The sequence below is a fragment of the Streptomyces sp. NPDC050619 genome (assembly GCF_040654815.1).
Lineage (GTDB): Bacteria > Actinomycetota > Actinomycetes > Streptomycetales > Streptomycetaceae > Streptomyces.
In genome coordinates this window covers 1-15,033 of sequence record NZ_JBFAIR010000014.1, presented here as the reverse complement: position 1 = coordinate 15,033, position 15,033 = coordinate 1, and the positions used below count along the sequence as shown (strand labels likewise).

The window sequence follows — 15,033 nt, the reverse complement described above, 5'->3', positions numbered from 1 at the left end:
AAGGCCTGCCGGGAAGCGGGGTGATGCCGATGGCGTCAGGAGGTGACGGAGAATCCGCTGAAGACGGCTTCGATGTTCTCGCCGGGGTAGTTGACGTTGGCCGCGCTGGCGACCATCCCGGCGTCTGTGGTGCCGGTGGCCGACGGCACCTGGGCGGTGCCGACCTGCGACCAGGTCTCGCCGTCCTTGCTGGCGTACGCGGTGTAGGTGGCGCCGTCGCGGGTCAGTTTGAGATACGCCGGGTGGTAGGTGGAGCCACCGCCCGCCCAGGTGTCGAGCTTCCCGTCGCCGTCGCTGTCGGTCATGAACTCCAGGCCGTAACTCTGGGTCATGACCAGCACCCCGTAACCGCCCTTCTCGGGTGCGGTCAGGTCGTTGGCGAGGGCGACGCCGGCCTTGCCGACCGGTGAGGCGCTGTCCTGGGAGACCAGCTGGGCCTGCACGGTGGCCTTTTCCCCGGCCGCGTCGTCGCGGTAGATGACGCCCTTCTCGTCCTTCCAGCCGGACAGGTCCTGGCCGCCCGCCCAGATCGCGAACTGGTCCCCGGCCTGGGCGTATTGGGCTCCCCCGGCGGTGGTGTCCGCCGTCAGGTACGGCTCCTGCACGCTGCCCGGGGCGGCCTTCACCTGCGCCTGCACGGTGTCGGACACCGTCGTCGCCCCGTTGTAGGTCGCGGTGCCGGTGAGAGGGTGGCTGCCCCAGCGGGCGTCCTGGGCCGGGGTCACCGTCCAGGTGGTGGTGAGGGTGGCACCGTTCCTGAGGGACGTCGCGGTGGTCGGGCCGGTCGCCTCGGCACTCCAGCCGTCGGGCAGATCCAGTGCCGCCTTGGTGTCCTTGAGGGTCCCGGTGCTCCAGTTGGTCACCTCGGTGGTCACCTCGAACGGCTTACCGGCGTCGGTGGACGGGGCGTCCGGGGTGATCAGGACGGAGGCGGCCGGAGCGTCGTCGCGCTTGAGTGCCTTGACGGCCTTGTCGGCGCCCTCGGCCTTGAGGTTGACGAAGGCCGGGGTGACGCCGAGCGGGGCCGCGTACCCCTTGAGGGTCCTGGGGCCCCGGATCACGGTGCCCTGGTTCACGTCGTACCAGGTGCCCGACGGCAGATGGACGGAGCGGGTGGCGCCGGTGCTCAGCTTGGGCGCGGCCAGTACGGCCGGGCCGAGCATCCACTCGTCGGTGACCGTGTAGCTCGCCTCGTCCTTCGGGAAGTCGAAGAACAGCGGCCGCATGATCGGATCGCCGGTCTTCAGGGTGCTCTGCACCTGGTCCCAGATGTAGGGGGCGAGCTTCTCGTGCGTGTCGATCGCCTGCCGGTAGAGGTCGACGGTCTCCTGGTCGTAGTCCACCTTCTGCCCGGTGGTGGTGTCGTTGGTGTCCACCGGGGAGGTCGAGGCGTACATCAAGGGCATCAGCGAGGCGGATTGCGCCCAGCGCACCAGTACGTCCTTCGTCGGTGCGGGCTGGCCGCCGGAGCCGCCGATCATGTCGGACTCGACGAACGGGTAGCCGATGGTGGAGATGGCCAGGTTCTGGGTGGCGGAGGCGCGCAGGGAGTCCCAGCCGGTGCCCTTGTCGACCTGGCGGGTGACGAAGCCGGCCTCGTGGGCCGTCCGGTTCCAGTGCACCCGGATGCCGGCGCCCTGGAGGTCGAACTCGTCGGCGAGCTGCGTGCCGAGCTTCTGGTAGTCCGTGGCCTGGTGGCCCTCGCGCGGCGCGCACTTCTCGTCGAAGAAACGGGTGTCGAACTTCAGCCCGTCGATGTCGTACGTGTCCATGAGGGTCTTGAGGTTGCCCTCGTACCAGGCCTTGGCTTCGGGGTTGGCCAGGTCGATGATCCCGGCCTGGCCGTTCCACCAGGTCACTTCGCAGGGCTTGCTCGTGTCCTTGGCGTCCTTGAGCAGATAGTCGTGGTCGACCGCGTACTGGTAGTTGTCGGAGTCCAGGTTGATCCACAGGGTGACCCAGATGCCGAAGTCGAACCCCATGTCGTGGATCTTCTGGGAGAGGCCCTTGGGATCGGGGAAGGTCTTGGGATCCCAGGTCAGATTGCCGTAGTTCGACTCCCACTTGTCGTCGAGCTGGATGGTGTGCCCGTCCAGGCCGTTGTCGTGGAGGTCGGTGGCGTAGTCGAGCAGCTTCTCCTGGTCGATCTTGGTGTAGAACTGCGCCCAGGAATTCCACAGCGGCTTGGCGTACTGCTCGTACGTGGCGTCGGACTTGGCCGGTTTGCCGACGATGCCGATGTAGTCGCGGTAGACCTCGAGCGGCGTCGACTCGACGAACACGGTGGCCTTGTAGGTGTCGGGCGACTCGACGATAAAGCTGCCGAGGCCGTCCTTGCCCTTGTTGAGCGCCACGTTCATGACGTCCCCGGTGTCGACGCGCAGACCGGTCGACTTGGAGGTGTACCAGAACGGGTCGATCATGTTGTACGACGCCGGGCCGAAGGTCTCGTGGTCGACCTCGCCGGTGTCGAGCGGCCAGGGCTGGTTGACGCCGGGGCCGCCCTGCGGGGTCTCCGCCTCGCCGTGGCCGTACCAATGGCCGGCCGATGACAGGTCGTAGGCGAGGCCCAGTTGGTCGGGGCTGCCGCCTTCAACGTCCCAGTCCAGCTGGTAGCGGTCGGCTTCGGGCGTGAGCCGGGCGTCGACGGTGGCGCCGTCGAGGGTGGTGTCGGTGGTGAGGGTGAGGACGCCGCCCTGCCACGTCCAGTCGGTGACCGCGGTGGCGTGTTCCCACTTCCCGCCAGAGCGGAAGCGGAGTCCTCCGGTGTCGCCACCCGCGGTGCCGAGCACGGTCTTTCCCGAGCGCTCGGTGGTGAGGGCGAGTGCGTCGGTGGCGATGTCGACGGTGTAGCCGGGGGTGTTCTCGGCACCCGGCACGGACAGGGTGAGGCCGTCCGCGCTCTGGGTCACCTTCGGCCCGTCGACGGTGTCCGCCTGGGCCTTCGTGGTGAGGGGTCCGGTAACGGACGGTACGAGCGTCAGGGCCAGCGCGGCGGCCAACAGCCTTCCGGGACCACGGTATTTGCGCCGTCTGAGCGGTTGGATGCGCACTCACGTCCTCCTGCGGGGCGGGGCGGGGCGTTGCTTCACGGAGCAGCACGCCAAGCAAGATCATGCACATGATCATGCTCATTTGTGCTCATGTTCTGGCTAGAAACGTCAGCTGTCAACATCCTCTTCCATGATTTCTCGGCGGCACCACCGACCACTTTCGACCCTGGTGACGGTCACCTTCCCGGGTCGGCGCCCTGCTCGGGGGAGGGTCGGACCGGCAGAGGCGGCTGTAAATTCTGCGTGAACCGCGCCCGATTCGGGCGGTTCCGGCTCCCCTGCCCGGTCCGCCACACAGGCGCGGCCGGAGTACGCACCGGCAAGCGTCCCGCCCTTGACATCAGGCGCTAACTGTCGGGCATGATGGTGATTAATGCTTGAATCAAGCCACTTTCGAGCAGAAACAATCACTGTCGTGCAACGAAGGTGGGTACCCCGTGAAACGACGCCTCATCGGCATCGCCGCAGGTGGTGTGGCCCTCGCCCTGGTCCTCAGCGGTTGCGGCAAGGGAGGTTCATCCGGCGGCGACTCCGGCGGAAAGACGATCAGATTCGTGGCCGCCAAGTACGACGACGACACCCAGCCCTACTGGGACAACCTCATCAAGGCCTTCGAGGCCAAGAACCCCGGCTACCGGGTCGAGTTGGAGGTCGTCGACTGGGAGCAGATGGACTCCAAGGTCAAGACGTACGTCCAGACCGGGCAGCAACCCGACGTCCTCAACTACAACAAGTTCTCCGACTTCGCCCGCGACGACCTGATCTACCAGGCCAAGGACATCGTGTCGCCGAAGGTGCTCGCCGACTTCCTGCCGCTCTTCGCCGACCAGGCGCAGTACGAAGGCGTCCAGTACGGCCTGCCGTTCATCTCCAGCGCACGGCTCTTCTTCTACAACAAGGACATCTTCGACAAGGCCAAGATCTCCGAGCCGCCGTCGAGTTGGGCCGAGGTGGAGGACGCCGCCGAGAAGATAAAGAAGGCTGGCGACATCCCGCTGGGCCTGCCGCTCGGCGCGGAGGAGGCGCAGGCCGAGTTCTACATCTGGGCGATGAACAACGGCGGCGGCTGGATCGACAAGTCGGGCAACTGGACGGTCGACCAGCAGGCGAACGTCGAGACACTGGACTACCTGCGCAAGCTCACGAAGGCCGGGCTGACCCAGCCCAACCCCGAGACCACCAACCGCAAGGACGTCTTCAACCAGTTCGCGCAGGGGAAGATCGGCATGCTCAACGGGGCCGTCTTCATGCGCAAGGGCTTCATCGACACCGTCGACAAGAACCTGAACTACGGCGTCGCGCCGCTGCCGAGCAAGGACGGCACGACGCACAACACGCTCGGTGTCCAGGACTACCTGGTGGCCTTCAAGAAGGACAAGGACAAGAACCGCGAGGCGGTCAACAAGTTCCTCGACTTCTTCTACCAGAAGGAGAACGCCTCGAAGTTCCTGTCCACCGAGGGGTTCCTGTCGGTCACCAAGTCGGCCGGTGCCGCGCTGAGTTCGGACTCCGCCTACTACAAGCCGTTCGTCGACGCGCTGTCTGACGCGCGGTTCGCACCCACCGACAACCCCAAGTGGTCGGCCGTCGAAGGCGTCGTGAAGCAGCGCATCGGCACCACCGTGGCGGGCGCCGAGCCCAAGAAGGTCCTGGGCGAAATCCAGGAGACCGCCGAGAAGGACGGCTGACGGGGTGGCCGTGCAGAACGTCACTACGCGCACCGCCGGCGCGGGGGCGGGGGCCGGGGAGGGACGGACGACGCCTGAGGCACCGCCACCGCGCGTCCGGAACGGTCACCGCCTGCGGGCGCTGGAGCCGCTGCTGTGGCTCGGCCCCGCGCTCGCGCTGATCCTGGCCGTGGTCATCTGGCCCGTCGTCGAGATGGTCCGCACGTCCCTGATGGACATCAGCTCCACCGGACTGACCCGCGGCTTCGCGGGCGGCGCCAACTACACCGAGCTGTTCGCCGAACCGGACCTGCCGGGCGTGGTGCTGCGCACCCTGGTCTGGGTGGTGGGCGTGGTCACGGTCACCATCACCGTCTCGCTGGCACTGGCGCAGCTGCTCAACTCGCGTTTCCCCGGGCGCCGGATGGTCCGCTGGGCGCTGATCGTGCCCTGGGCGGCCTCGGTCCTGATGACGGCGCTGACCTGGCGCTGGATGCTCAACAACTTCTACGGCGTCGTCAACCGCGTACTGATGGACGTAGGAATCCTGGACAAACCGGTGAACTGGCTGGCCCATCCCACCCAGGCGTTCGCCTGGATGATGGCCGTGGCGGTCTTCGTCTCCCTGCCCTTCTCCGCGTTCGTCATCCTCTCCGGCCTCGGGACCATCCCGGCCGAGGTGTACGAGGCGGCCCGCCTGGACGGCGCGGGAACGGCCCGCACCTATCTCTCGATCACACTGCCGCTGCTGCGCCCCTCCCTGCTGGTCGCCGCCATCATCAACGTCATCAACGTGTTCAACTCCTTCCCGATCATCTGGGCCATGACCCGCGGCGGTCCCGGCTTCGCCACCGACACGACCACCACCTACATGTACAAGCTCGCCTTCGACAACCAGGCCGTCGGCGAGTCGGCGGCCATGGCCGTCGTGAACTTCGCGCTGATCCTGCTGGTCGTGCTGGTGTACCTGCGCGTCGTGCGCGGGCGAGAGGAGATCGGCTGATGTCCGCCGTCACGGCCCGATCCGCAACAGTCGAATCCGCAGTCGAATCCCCAAAGGCCCGGCGGCGGCGTCCGCTCCGGCCGCGCACCGTCGTGCTCACCGGGGTGGGCTGGCTGGTGGCCCTGTTCTTCCTGGCGCCGTACCTTCAGATGCTGCTGACGGCCCTGAAGCCGACGCCGGAACTGATGAAGTCACCGCCGTCCTATCTGCCGTCGCGGTGGGAGTGGTCGAACTTCGCCGACGTCTGGTCGCTGAAGGATCCGCCGGTCTCCGACGCGCTCCTGTTCTCGCTGTACGTCGCCGGGATGTCCACGCTCCTCGCACTCGCCGTGGGGCTGCCCGCCGCGTACTACACCGCCCGCCACCGGTTCCGCGGGCGCGGCGCCTTCCTGCTGCTGGTGCTGGTCACCCAGATGTTCGCGCCGACCGCACTGCTGGTGGGCATCTACCGGGAGATGGTCAGCCTCGATCTGACCGACACCGCGGAGGGGTTGATCCTGGTCAACGCGGCGTTCAACCTGCCGTTCTGCATCTGGATCCTCAACGCGTACTTCGCGAGCATCCCCAAGGAACTGGAGGAGGCGGCGTTCATGGACGGGGCCGGCCGGCTGGGCGCGATGATGCGGGTCACCCTGCCGCTGGCGCTGCCCGGAGTGGTGACCGCGCTCGTCTACACGTTCATCGGGGCCTGGAACGAGTACGTCGTCGCGCTCACCATCACCTCGTCCGGCGACCGGACGACGCTGACCAAGGCCATCCCCGGATTCGTCACGGCGTACCAGGAGCAGTGGCAGTACCTGTTCGCCACCTCGCTGATCGCGATCGTGCCGGTCGTCGTCCTGTTCGTCTTCGTGGAGCGCTATCTGATCAGCGGTCTGACGGCCGGTGGCATCAAATGACCTGACCCTGACACCCAAAGGCACTCAGGCCCGAACGATCTCCACGCCCGCCGCGGCGAACGGCTCGGTCAGCTCCGGGCCCGCCGCCTTGTCGGTCACCAGCACATGGACGTCCTCCACCGGGCAGATCCGGGCGAAGGCCCGCCGACCCAGCTTGGACGAGTCCGCGACCACGATCACCCGTTCGGCGCGGCGGGCCAGCGCCCAGTTGATGCCGGCCTCGCCCTCGTCCTGAGCTGTCGCCCCGTGCCGGACGTCGATCGCGTCCACGCCGATGAAGGCATGGTCGAGCGTGATCTGCGCGAGCATCCCGGTGGCGAGCGGTCCGGTGAGCTCATACGAGGCCGGGCGGGCCACTCCCCCGGTGACGACGAGCTTCACATGACGGCGTACGACCAACTCGTTGGCGATGTTCAGCGCGTTGGTGACGACCGTCAGCGAGGGCCCGGCGCCCTCCGTGCTCAGCTCGGGCCTGATGGCCAGCGCCCGGGCGACCGCGGTGGTCGTGGTGCCGCCGTTCAGGCCCACCACGGCACCCGCCTTCACCAGGCCCGCCGCCGCGTTGGCGATCCGCTCCTTCTCCGGAGCGTTGCGCGCGGCCTTGTAGCGGAGCGGCAGGTCGTACGCGATGGCGTTGATCACGGCACCGCCGTGGGTACGGGTGACCATTTGCTGGCGTGCCAGCTCATCCAGATCGCGCCGGATCGTGGCGGTGGAGACGTGCAGTACTTCCGCTGCGGCCTCGACCTCGATCCGCCCGTCGCGCGTCAGTATGTCCAGCAAGGCGCTCCATCGGTCCTGCGGTGCCGCCATGCGTCGTCCCCTGTTCGTGGTGTGCGGACCCGCAGAGCGCGAGCCGTGTCCGATTCCCTGAAAGGTGATGCCTTTTTCAGCAGCTTAGACGGCCAAAGCCAGCACTTCTGCGCACAGTGCCGCCCGCGGTCCGGCCAGTCACGTGATCAACATCTGTCCCCTGGACAATCGTCGCCATGAGCGACGGTATGCACGACGCCGAGAGCCGCCTGGCGAGGATCGAGCGGCTGCTGCGGAGCGGCGAGCAGGATGTAGCACCCGCATGGCGCCGGGCGACGCAGGGTGAGCCGCGCTGGGCGGTGACCGCCGTGATCCTGGTGGCGGTAACCCTCCAGCTGATGCTGCCGCACCGGCTCACCCTCCAGCCGTACTGGGCGCTACCGGTCCTGGAACTGGTACTGCTGGCCGGCCTGATCGCCGCGAACCCGCGGCGGGTGGAGCCCCGGACCCGGTGGCTGCGGTGGCTGGGCCTGGCCTTGATCTGCCTGATCAGTATGGCCAACGGCTGGGCGGCGGTCCGGCTGGTGGCGGGCCTGGTGAACGGCACCGAGGGGACGGACGCCGGGCCGCTGCTGCTGACCGGTGGCGGCATCTGGCTGACGAACGTCATCGTGTTCGCCCTGTGGTACTGGGAGTGGGACCGCGGCGGACCGCTGGCGCGAGCTCGCGGTCACCACCAGTTCGCCGACTTCCTCTTCGTCCAGATGCAGAGCCCTGAGACCGCGCCCCCGGACTGGGAACCGTCGTTCCCGGACTACCTGTACCTGTCGTTCACCAACTCCACCGCCTTCAGCCCGACCGATGTGATGCCGCTGTCGCGCTGGGCCAAGATGCTGATGATGCTCCAGTCCTCGGTCTCCCTGGTCACCGTGGTCCTGGTGGTCGCCCGGGCCGTCAACATCCTGCGATGACAGTGCGGTAAGAACCGCTCCTCACCCGGGTCAGCTTCCCCAACTGCTCGGCAGTCGCCCTCTGGAAGATCCCCAGTGCTTCCTCACCCCGATCACCGCGCTGCCAGCGCCAACGAGGGCGATCCGTCCACGGACTCCTTCGCCCTGGAGGCGCCCATTGTTGACATGCTCGGGACACCTGAGTAACGTCCAAGACACATTGGAAAGCGCTTTCTATCTTTCCGTTTGCGCCTCAACACGTCCGCCCGCGCGGGGCGCATCTCCTGACAGGAGAGTGTCGATATGCACTCGGCACAGCACAGACCAGTGCCGCCACCGGGGACGCCAAGGGCATCCGGCACAGCCGCCAACGAGTCAGGCGAACTGGCGAGTCCGCCCACAGAGTGGCCGCCTCGCCCCGGACCGCCCCGTCCCGGTGCAAGCGGGCCCGGGCGTCGGAAAGATCCACTCACTCAGCTGAGGAGGAACCGCATGAGGTCGTCGCTCCTGAAACTGCCCGAGCCGAAGCGGCCGTTACGTGCCGCACGCGGCGTTACGGCTCTCGCGCTCGCTCTGCTGCTCGGCGGGACGGCGGTGTCCACCGGCAGTGACAGCGCCGCCGCGCAGACCCCGGCACCGCTGGCGGAGACGTCCCCCACCGGCTTCGCGGCCGTCAACGCGCTCGGCCAGAACGGCACCACCGGCGGAGTCGGCGGGCCGACCGTGACCGCCACCAACACCCAGCAGTTCCTGGACTACATCGACACGACCGGCCCGCTGGTCATCCGCGTGCAGGGCACCATCAACATCACCAGCAAGCAGGGGGTGCGCCCGAACAAGACCATCATCGGGGTCGGTTCCTCGGCGGTCATCAACGGCGGCGGCCTGGACTTCTACCGTTCCTACAACGTCATCGTGCGCAACCTCAAGTTCACCAACGCCGAGGACGACGCCGTCAACGTCGGCCAGGAGTCACACCACATCTGGATCGACCACAACGAGTTCGTCGCACCGGTCGACGGGGCGATCGACATCGTCCGCGCGTCCCAGTACGTGACCGTGTCGTGGAACTGGTTCAACAAGACCGACAAGAGCATGCTGCTCGGGCACTCTGACGGCAACGGCAGCCAGGACGCGGCCAAACTGAAGGTCTCCATCCACCACAACTTCTTCGACGGCTCACGTCAGCGGCATCCGCGGGTGCGGTTCGGTGAGCCGGTGCACATCTACAACAACTACTACAAGGGGAACGCCATATACGGCGTCGCATCGACCATGAACGCGGGCGTGGTGGTCGAGGGCAACTACTTCGAAAGCGTTCCGCACCCCTGTTACTCCGCCAGCGGGTACGACGAGTCAGGGCCGGGCCGGCTGGTGCAGCGCAGCAACGTCTTCACCGGGTCCGGTGCGTGCGAGACCAACGGAACGGTGACCGAGCCGCGCACGTACTACTCGTACACGCTGGACCCGGCAGCCGACGTTCCCTCCCTCGTCCGGGCCGGGGTGGGGATCGGGAAGATCGGCGCCTGAGCGGTCTTGCCCTGGATCACTGGCATGACGGGTGCCGGTCTCGTGTCGGAGGCCGGCCCCCGCTGTCACCGGTCGCCAGCCGTCCGAAGCCGCCTGATCTGCGCATCCGGAGCCCGTCGCTGGTCGTGGACGGTCGCGAGTGAGCGGGCCAAGGAGATGGGGCCACCGCGCCGGGCGCGGAGGCCGGCGGCCCTCTCGCAGGACCGGCAGAAATAGTGGTGGAACGGCCGTTCCTTCTCCGGCCGTCGTGGTCGCGACGCCTCACACCCGAATCGGAGACACCCGCTGGGCGCCACGCGACCTCGGCCCGCGTCACGGGCGCCCGCGACCGGCGGGGGCTCGTGCGCGGGGTCCGCGGCCGGCGGGGGGCTCGTGCGCGGGGTCCGCGGCCTGCCTGTCGATCAGCGCCGTCACGGCCGGCAGCGCGGGGCATGGTCGCCCATCCGGGCGGAACCCGCCAGGTAGTACTCGCCGACCGCGTAGTCGGATAGGTGCGGTTGCGTGGGCACCAAGGTGCCGTCCACGATCGGCACCGTGTCCCGCCGGTACCGGCGCCGGTGCTGCAGCGCCAGGCGCGGACCGATGTCGTCGACGATTCGATCCGCGGCGGACTTCGATGCACCGAACAGCGGCGCCAGTTGCCGCAGGGTCAAGTTCGTACGCCAGTACGCCACTGCTAGCAGCACCCGGTCCTCCAGCGGCAGCTCCACGGCCGGCCCCGCCGCACAGCATCAGCGCCCTCGCGACGCAGCGAGGTCACCAACTTGCTGAACAGCCGCGGGCTCAGCCCGGTGAACGGGGCTATCCAGGACGGCTCCGACGCCGTGATCACACCAGCCACACCCGGAGCATCTCAGCTCGCCGGTTGGCCTGCGGACTTCTCACGGGTGGCGGTCCGCCCGCCTCCTCGCGTAGTGACGGCGCGCCGCCATTCCTAACAGGGCCAAACCAGCGAAGCCGACCAGGAGCGTCGCCCACTCAGGCATATGGGCTGCCCGCAGGAGGCCAGCGACGCCAAAGCTTGTATCCCACCCCGCCTCCGTGATGGCGGAGCCGAAGCCCTGGATGGCCAGGATGGCACCGAACAGCCACAGCAGCCCCTGACCTGAGCTGCTGTCCGTCCTCTGGAGCTGTTTCGCCATGACGAGCTTTCCCTCCCGGTGTCCACGCATCATTCCGATGCGATCGCATCACATCGTGCAGCGGAACCGGATACGATGCAAGTGCATCAGAACGCGGGAGGGAGCAAACCGTGCCCAGGCAGGTCGACTACGAGGACCGACGCCGACGGATCGCCGAGGCGGTCTGCACCCTGATCGCGCGCTCCGGCATGGAGGCCGTCAGCCTCCGCGACGTCGCGGCCCAGGCGAATGTGTCCATGGGCGCTGTCCAGCGGTGCTTCCGCACCAAGCAGGACATGCTGCTCTTCGCGCTGGAGCACATCTCCCAACACGTCAGCGAACGCGCCAACCAGCGCATCGCCGCCACATCCACCCCCCAGGCCGCGTCGACCCTGCTGTCCCACACCCTGGCCGAACTCGCCCTGCTGGATGAGGAATCGAGGACACAGGCTCACGTCTGGCTGGCCTTCATCACGCATGCCCCTGCCAGCGAGAAACTGGCCGCCGTCCTGCACGACACCTATGCCAAGCTCCACGGCCTCATCGCGTGGCTCATCCGCTACGGCCAGGACACCCAGGAAATCCTCCAGCACCTCGACCCCGATCGCGAAGCACACACGCTCCTCGCCCTGGCCGACGGCCTCACGGTCCACGTCCTGGCAGGCCACCACTCCCCGGCCACGGCGCTGGCCACCCTCCAACGCCACATCGACCACCTGCTGGAAAACGCATCCGACCGCGGCTGACGCCTCCAGCCCAACACATCGGCATCGCACCAGCCCGGCGTGCAGCCCGCTCAGAGCAGATCAGCAGTTACGGGACATCCCTCAGCTTGACTCTGTCGGGGATCTTGATCGTCGAGGTAAGCGGCTGTCCTCGGTAGCGGCAGTGGCGCATGAGCGAACTCTTTGATGGTGCCTTCCACTCCGTAGCGGACCGCGTAGCGGGCCTTCCAGCCGGGTGTCTGTTGCTGGCGCACCGCCGAGGTTCCAGCCGGGTCAGGTCGCGCACCGCGGCCAGGACGTGGGTGGAGTCGGTGCGCTGGTGGGTGCGCTCGCGCACCAGGCCGGCCTCCTTCAGGCGCGTGAGCGCGAGGTCGAGGAGACGGTCGGCGTGGGCGTCCTGGGCGATACGATCGCGGAAGTCGGCCAGCACGCTGTGGTGGAAGTCGGGATCGTCCAGCTCCATGGCCAGGGCATACTTGAAATTGATGCGGCAGCGGACGGCTTCTGCCGCCTGCCGGTCCGACAGGACCCAGCAGGAGCATTGAACGATGGTCGGCGACTCCATGCCCCATGCGGTCGCATGCCGAGAGTCAACGGCCGGTCAACATCCGGCGAGGCTTTCCCACAGCGATCTTGCACGATGCGTGCCGTCGGCGATTGCATCGTCGCGTGCTCCTTCGTCTCCCGCGTTTACTGCTCCTTCTCGCCCGGACCAGCCCGGCGACGACCGGCTACCTGCTGCTTCTCCTGCTCACGCATGCCTGGCTCACCGAGGTCGCGTCCCCTGCCACCGCCGCACGAACGCTACTGGCGGTCAGCACGAACATCGGCAATCTCCAGCGGGACCCCATCGGTTCGCTGGCCGGCAGCGCCCTCTTCTTCGACGGCACGCTCACCCACGTCCGTTCGCTCGAGTTCGCGGGCACGGTGATCACGCTCGGCATGGGCGTCGCGGTCTGCCTGGTGCGGCTCGAATCCCGCTACGGGGCGTGGCGGGCCTGTGCGGTGTTCCTGGCCGGCCACGTCGGGGCCACCCTCTTCACGGCGTGCGTCATCGAGATCGCCCTGCGTTGCGGCTGGTATCCCGAGAGTGTTCGGCACGCCTTGGACTACGGCATCAGCTACGGCGCCCAGGCCGCGCTCGCCGCCTCGGCTGTGCTAGTCCGGCGGCGGTCCACGAGTGTCGTGGCGATGGCCGCGGTCATCGCCTGGCCGGTCGCGGGAGCCGAATGGAACGGCCCACTGCCCGACTTCACCACCGTGGGACATCTGTCGGCGGCGGCCGTCGGATTCCTGGCCGGGGTTCTCCTGGAGAGAAAGTGCGGCCTCTCGGTGTGGTGTCGGTGGTGGTGAGAGTCGGTGGTGGTGTCGTGTTTTGGTGTTGAGGGCTGGGCTTGACTCTGTCGGGGATCTTGTAATTTCCCGGTGCGGTTGCATGACCAGCGGGCATGCGGGGTGTTTCGAAGGCCGATGCCGATCCCGTTGTCGAGGTGCCTGTTGTCGCTCCGTCCCCTTTCCGGTGAGCAAGTTCCGTCTCTGACCGCGCAGGTCGCGCGGGCGAGCAACCCGGGCGGTACGACGGCGATATGGGTACGTGATCGCCTCGACGGACTGTGGAATGACGAGGACTTCGCTGGCTGGTACCCGCGCGACGGCCGCCCCGGTCTGTCGCCCGCCCAACTGGCCACCGTCTGTGTGCTGCAGTTCCTGCTCGGTCTGTCGGACCGGCAGGCAGCGAAAGCGGTCCGCTGCCGCATCGATTTCAAATACGCCCTGGCCATGGAACTGGACGACCCGGGCTTCCACCACAGCGTGCTGGCCGACTTCCGCGAGCGCATCGCCCAGGACGACCGCGCCGACCGTCTCCTCGATCTGGCACTCGCCCGCCTGAAAGAGGCCGGCCTGGTGCGCGAGCGCCCCACGCAACGCACCGACTCCACCCACGTCCTGACCGCGGTGCGCGACCTGACCCGGCTGGAACTGGTCACCGAGGCGGTCCGCGCCGCGCTGGAGGAAGTGGCCCGCACCGCTTCGCACCTGCTGAACGACCTGGTCGACGAGGACTGGGGACGCCGCTACGGCCGTCCGGTCCGTCTGGGCAAGAACCCCACCCGGCCCAAGACCAGGATCCTCGCCGCCGGCGACGACGCCTGCCGACTACTGGAACGCCTCCACCGGCAGGGATCGGGCTACCGGCCCGGCCCCGCAGGCCGAGGCCCTGCGGCAGATCGTCGTGCAGAACTACTACCGTGACGCGGCGGGCCGCCTGCGCCGGCGCACCGCCGACGACGGCGGGCTGCCGCCCTCCTCCTCGGCGATCGTCTCCCCCTACGACACCACGGCGCGCTACGTCCGTCACGGACACATCATCCGCTGGAAAGGGTTCGCCGCCCATCTCACCGAGACGTGTGGCTTCGAGGGCGCCAACGTGATCACGGACGTGGCCACCACCTCGGCCGCCACCAACGACGCCCAGGCCCTGCCCGGCATCCATACCCGCCTGGCGCGTCGCGGACTGCTGCCCGCCGAGCACCTGGTCGACGGCGGCTACACCTCTCTGGTCCACCTGGAACGAGCCGCCCGCGAAGACCAGATCACCGTCAGCGGCCCACTGCCGGGCAACCCCACCCGCCAGCACCGCATGAACGAGGGCTTCGACCGGAACGACTTCCACATCGACTTCGACCGCCGGCAAGTCACCTGCCCCCAAGGCCAGGTCAGCAAGGGATGGCATGGCCCCTACCCGACGTCCTCGCCCACCGCCGCCCCGCTGATCGTGGCCCGGTTCACCAAGAGCCAGTGCCGCCCCTGCCCGGCCCGCACCCGCTGCACCACCACCGCCGACAGCGCCCGCACCGTGGGCTTTCCCCCACGAGAACTCCGCGACCTGCAACTCCGCGTCCGCACCGAGCAGCAGACGCCCGACCGGAAGGCCCGCTACGCGTTCCGCTCCGGGGTGGAGGGCACCATCAACGAGTTCGCCCACGGACACGGCATGCGCCACTGCCGCTACCGAGAACAGCCGAAAGCCCACCTGAAACACGTACTCACGGCGATCGCCGTGAACAGCGAACGACTCAGCGGCCTGCCACCGAAAGAGGAAACCCCCTCACCGCGGCCACCGACCGCCTTCCAGACCTTCCTGGACCAGCTCGGCATCCCTCGGTCGAAGTCCTGGCGGACTCTCGGCAGTTGACCTTGTCCCCAAGATCCCCGACAGAGTCAAGTTAGTGTGGATCTTCCCCTCGGCGCGTTTGCGGTCGTAGAACTTCCGCGAGTTCGGGTCGTAGCGGACGCTGACCAGTGCGGAGGTGTAGAAGACGCGCTGGAGT

The 15,033-nt window shown here is 67.8% G+C and carries 13 protein-coding genes and 2 pseudogenes; 9 read left to right on the top strand and 6 right to left on the bottom strand.

The window, feature by feature from the left end; genetic code table 11:
* Positions 1 to 35 precede the first annotated feature (35 nt).
* Positions 36 to 3,053, bottom strand: coding sequence for a TIM-barrel domain-containing protein (locus AB0I77_RS23175; protein WP_363284553.1), 3,018 nt, complete (start codon positions 3,051 to 3,053; stop codon positions 36 to 38).
* A gap of 437 nt (positions 3,054 to 3,490) precedes the next feature.
* Between AB0I77_RS23175 and AB0I77_RS23170 the strand changes: the two genes are divergently transcribed.
* From AB0I77_RS23170 to AB0I77_RS23160, 3 genes are read left to right on the top strand one after another with little or no spacing between them, the layout of a single operon-like run.
* A complete protein-coding gene (locus AB0I77_RS23170) occupies positions 3,491 to 4,741 on the top strand; it encodes an extracellular solute-binding protein (protein WP_363284552.1) in 1,251 nt (416 codons plus the stop codon).
* Positions 4,742 to 4,745: 4 nt separating this feature from the next.
* Positions 4,746 to 5,723 (top strand): sugar ABC transporter permease, encoded by a 978-nt coding sequence (locus tag AB0I77_RS23165; RefSeq protein ID WP_363284551.1) that lies wholly within the window; start codon positions 4,746 to 4,748, stop codon positions 5,721 to 5,723.
* Entirely contained in the window at positions 5,723 to 6,622 is a 900-nt protein-coding gene (locus AB0I77_RS23160; protein WP_363284550.1) for a carbohydrate ABC transporter permease, read from the top strand. The genes AB0I77_RS23165 and AB0I77_RS23160 overlap by 1 nt, the downstream gene beginning before the upstream one ends.
* Positions 6,623 to 6,646: 24 nt before the next feature.
* Here the strand turns inward: AB0I77_RS23160 and AB0I77_RS23155 are convergent, their stop codons facing one another.
* The gene (locus AB0I77_RS23155; protein ID WP_363284549.1) at positions 6,647 to 7,435 is read right to left on the bottom strand and encodes a DeoR/GlpR family DNA-binding transcription regulator; all 789 of its coding nucleotides are present in this window, start codon (positions 7,433 to 7,435) and stop codon (positions 6,647 to 6,649) included.
* 176 nt (positions 7,436 to 7,611) lie between these two features.
* Between AB0I77_RS23155 and AB0I77_RS23150 the strand changes: the two genes are divergently transcribed.
* Positions 7,612 to 8,346 carry a hypothetical protein gene (locus tag AB0I77_RS23150; RefSeq protein ID WP_363284548.1) on the top strand — a complete coding sequence of 245 codons (735 nt, stop codon included), beginning with the start codon at positions 7,612 to 7,614 and terminating at the stop codon, positions 8,344 to 8,346.
* Positions 8,347 to 8,817: 471 nt separating this feature from the next.
* Positions 8,818 to 9,855, top strand: coding sequence for a pectate lyase (locus tag AB0I77_RS23145; protein ID WP_363284547.1), 1,038 nt, complete (start codon positions 8,818 to 8,820; stop codon positions 9,853 to 9,855).
* A gap of 491 nt (positions 9,856 to 10,346) precedes the next feature.
* Here AB0I77_RS23145 and AB0I77_RS23140 read toward each other — a convergent pair.
* Together AB0I77_RS23140 and AB0I77_RS23135 are read right to left on the bottom strand one after the other, a co-directional pair.
* Positions 10,347 to 10,696, bottom strand: a pseudogene (locus tag AB0I77_RS23140) (transposase family protein); the annotation flags it as partial.
* A 40-nt stretch (positions 10,697 to 10,736) separates the two neighbouring features.
* Positions 10,737 to 10,997: a hypothetical protein gene (locus AB0I77_RS23135; protein ID WP_363284546.1), complete on the bottom strand. Its 261-nt coding sequence runs from the start codon at positions 10,995 to 10,997 to the stop codon at positions 10,737 to 10,739.
* Between the two features lie 110 nt (positions 10,998 to 11,107).
* Here AB0I77_RS23135 and AB0I77_RS23130 point away from each other — a divergent pair, with 110 nt between their 5' ends.
* Complete coding sequence (locus tag AB0I77_RS23130; RefSeq protein WP_363284545.1) at positions 11,108 to 11,722, top strand: TetR family transcriptional regulator C-terminal domain-containing protein; 615 nt, start codon at positions 11,108 to 11,110, stop codon at positions 11,720 to 11,722.
* A gap of 67 nt (positions 11,723 to 11,789) precedes the next feature.
* Here the strand turns inward: AB0I77_RS23130 and AB0I77_RS23125 are convergent, their stop codons facing one another.
* A complete protein-coding gene (locus AB0I77_RS23125) occupies positions 11,790 to 12,266 on the bottom strand; it encodes a transposase (protein WP_363284544.1) in 477 nt (158 codons plus the stop codon).
* A 104-nt stretch (positions 12,267 to 12,370) separates the two neighbouring features.
* On the opposite strand from AB0I77_RS23125, the gene AB0I77_RS23120 reads away from it, so the two are divergent.
* The 3 genes from AB0I77_RS23120 to AB0I77_RS23110 all read left to right on the top strand — a co-directional run bounded on the left by AB0I77_RS23120 (position 12,371) and on the right by AB0I77_RS23110 (position 14,897).
* Positions 12,371 to 13,054 (top strand): rhomboid-like protein, encoded by a 684-nt coding sequence (locus AB0I77_RS23120; RefSeq protein WP_363284543.1) that lies wholly within the window; start codon positions 12,371 to 12,373, stop codon positions 13,052 to 13,054.
* A 144-nt stretch (positions 13,055 to 13,198) separates the two neighbouring features.
* Positions 13,199 to 13,954, top strand: coding sequence for a transposase (locus AB0I77_RS23115; RefSeq protein ID WP_363284542.1), 756 nt, complete (start codon positions 13,199 to 13,201; stop codon positions 13,952 to 13,954).
* Complete coding sequence (locus AB0I77_RS23110; RefSeq protein ID WP_363284541.1) at positions 13,935 to 14,897, top strand: transposase; 963 nt, start codon at positions 13,935 to 13,937, stop codon at positions 14,895 to 14,897. Before AB0I77_RS23115 ends, AB0I77_RS23110 begins: the two co-directional genes overlap by 20 nt.
* Here AB0I77_RS23110 and AB0I77_RS23105 read toward each other — a convergent pair.
* Positions 14,811 to 15,033 (bottom strand): annotated as a pseudogene (locus tag AB0I77_RS23105) (hypothetical protein); the annotation flags it as partial. The gene AB0I77_RS23110 and the pseudogene AB0I77_RS23105 overlap by 87 nt on opposite strands.

Bases quoted from the DNA above. Each gene is read 5' to 3' on its own strand.
- AB0I77_RS23125 (WP_363284544.1), bottom strand. From the start codon at position 12,266: ATGGAGTCGCCGACCATCGTTCAATGCTCCTGCTGGGTCCTGTCGGAC.
- AB0I77_RS23135 (WP_363284546.1), bottom strand. From the start codon at position 10,997: ATGGCGAAACAGCTCCAGAGGACGGACAGCAGCTCAGGTCAGGGGCTG.
- AB0I77_RS23155 (WP_363284549.1), bottom strand. From the start codon at position 7,435: ATGGCGGCACCGCAGGACCGATGGAGCGCCTTGCTGGACATACTGACG.
- AB0I77_RS23160 (WP_363284550.1), top strand. From the start codon at position 5,723: ATGTCCGCCGTCACGGCCCGATCCGCAACAGTCGAATCCGCAGTCGAA.
- AB0I77_RS23150 (WP_363284548.1), top strand. From the start codon at position 7,612: ATGAGCGACGGTATGCACGACGCCGAGAGCCGCCTGGCGAGGATCGAG.
- AB0I77_RS23145 (WP_363284547.1), top strand. From the start codon at position 8,818: ATGAGGTCGTCGCTCCTGAAACTGCCCGAGCCGAAGCGGCCGTTACGT.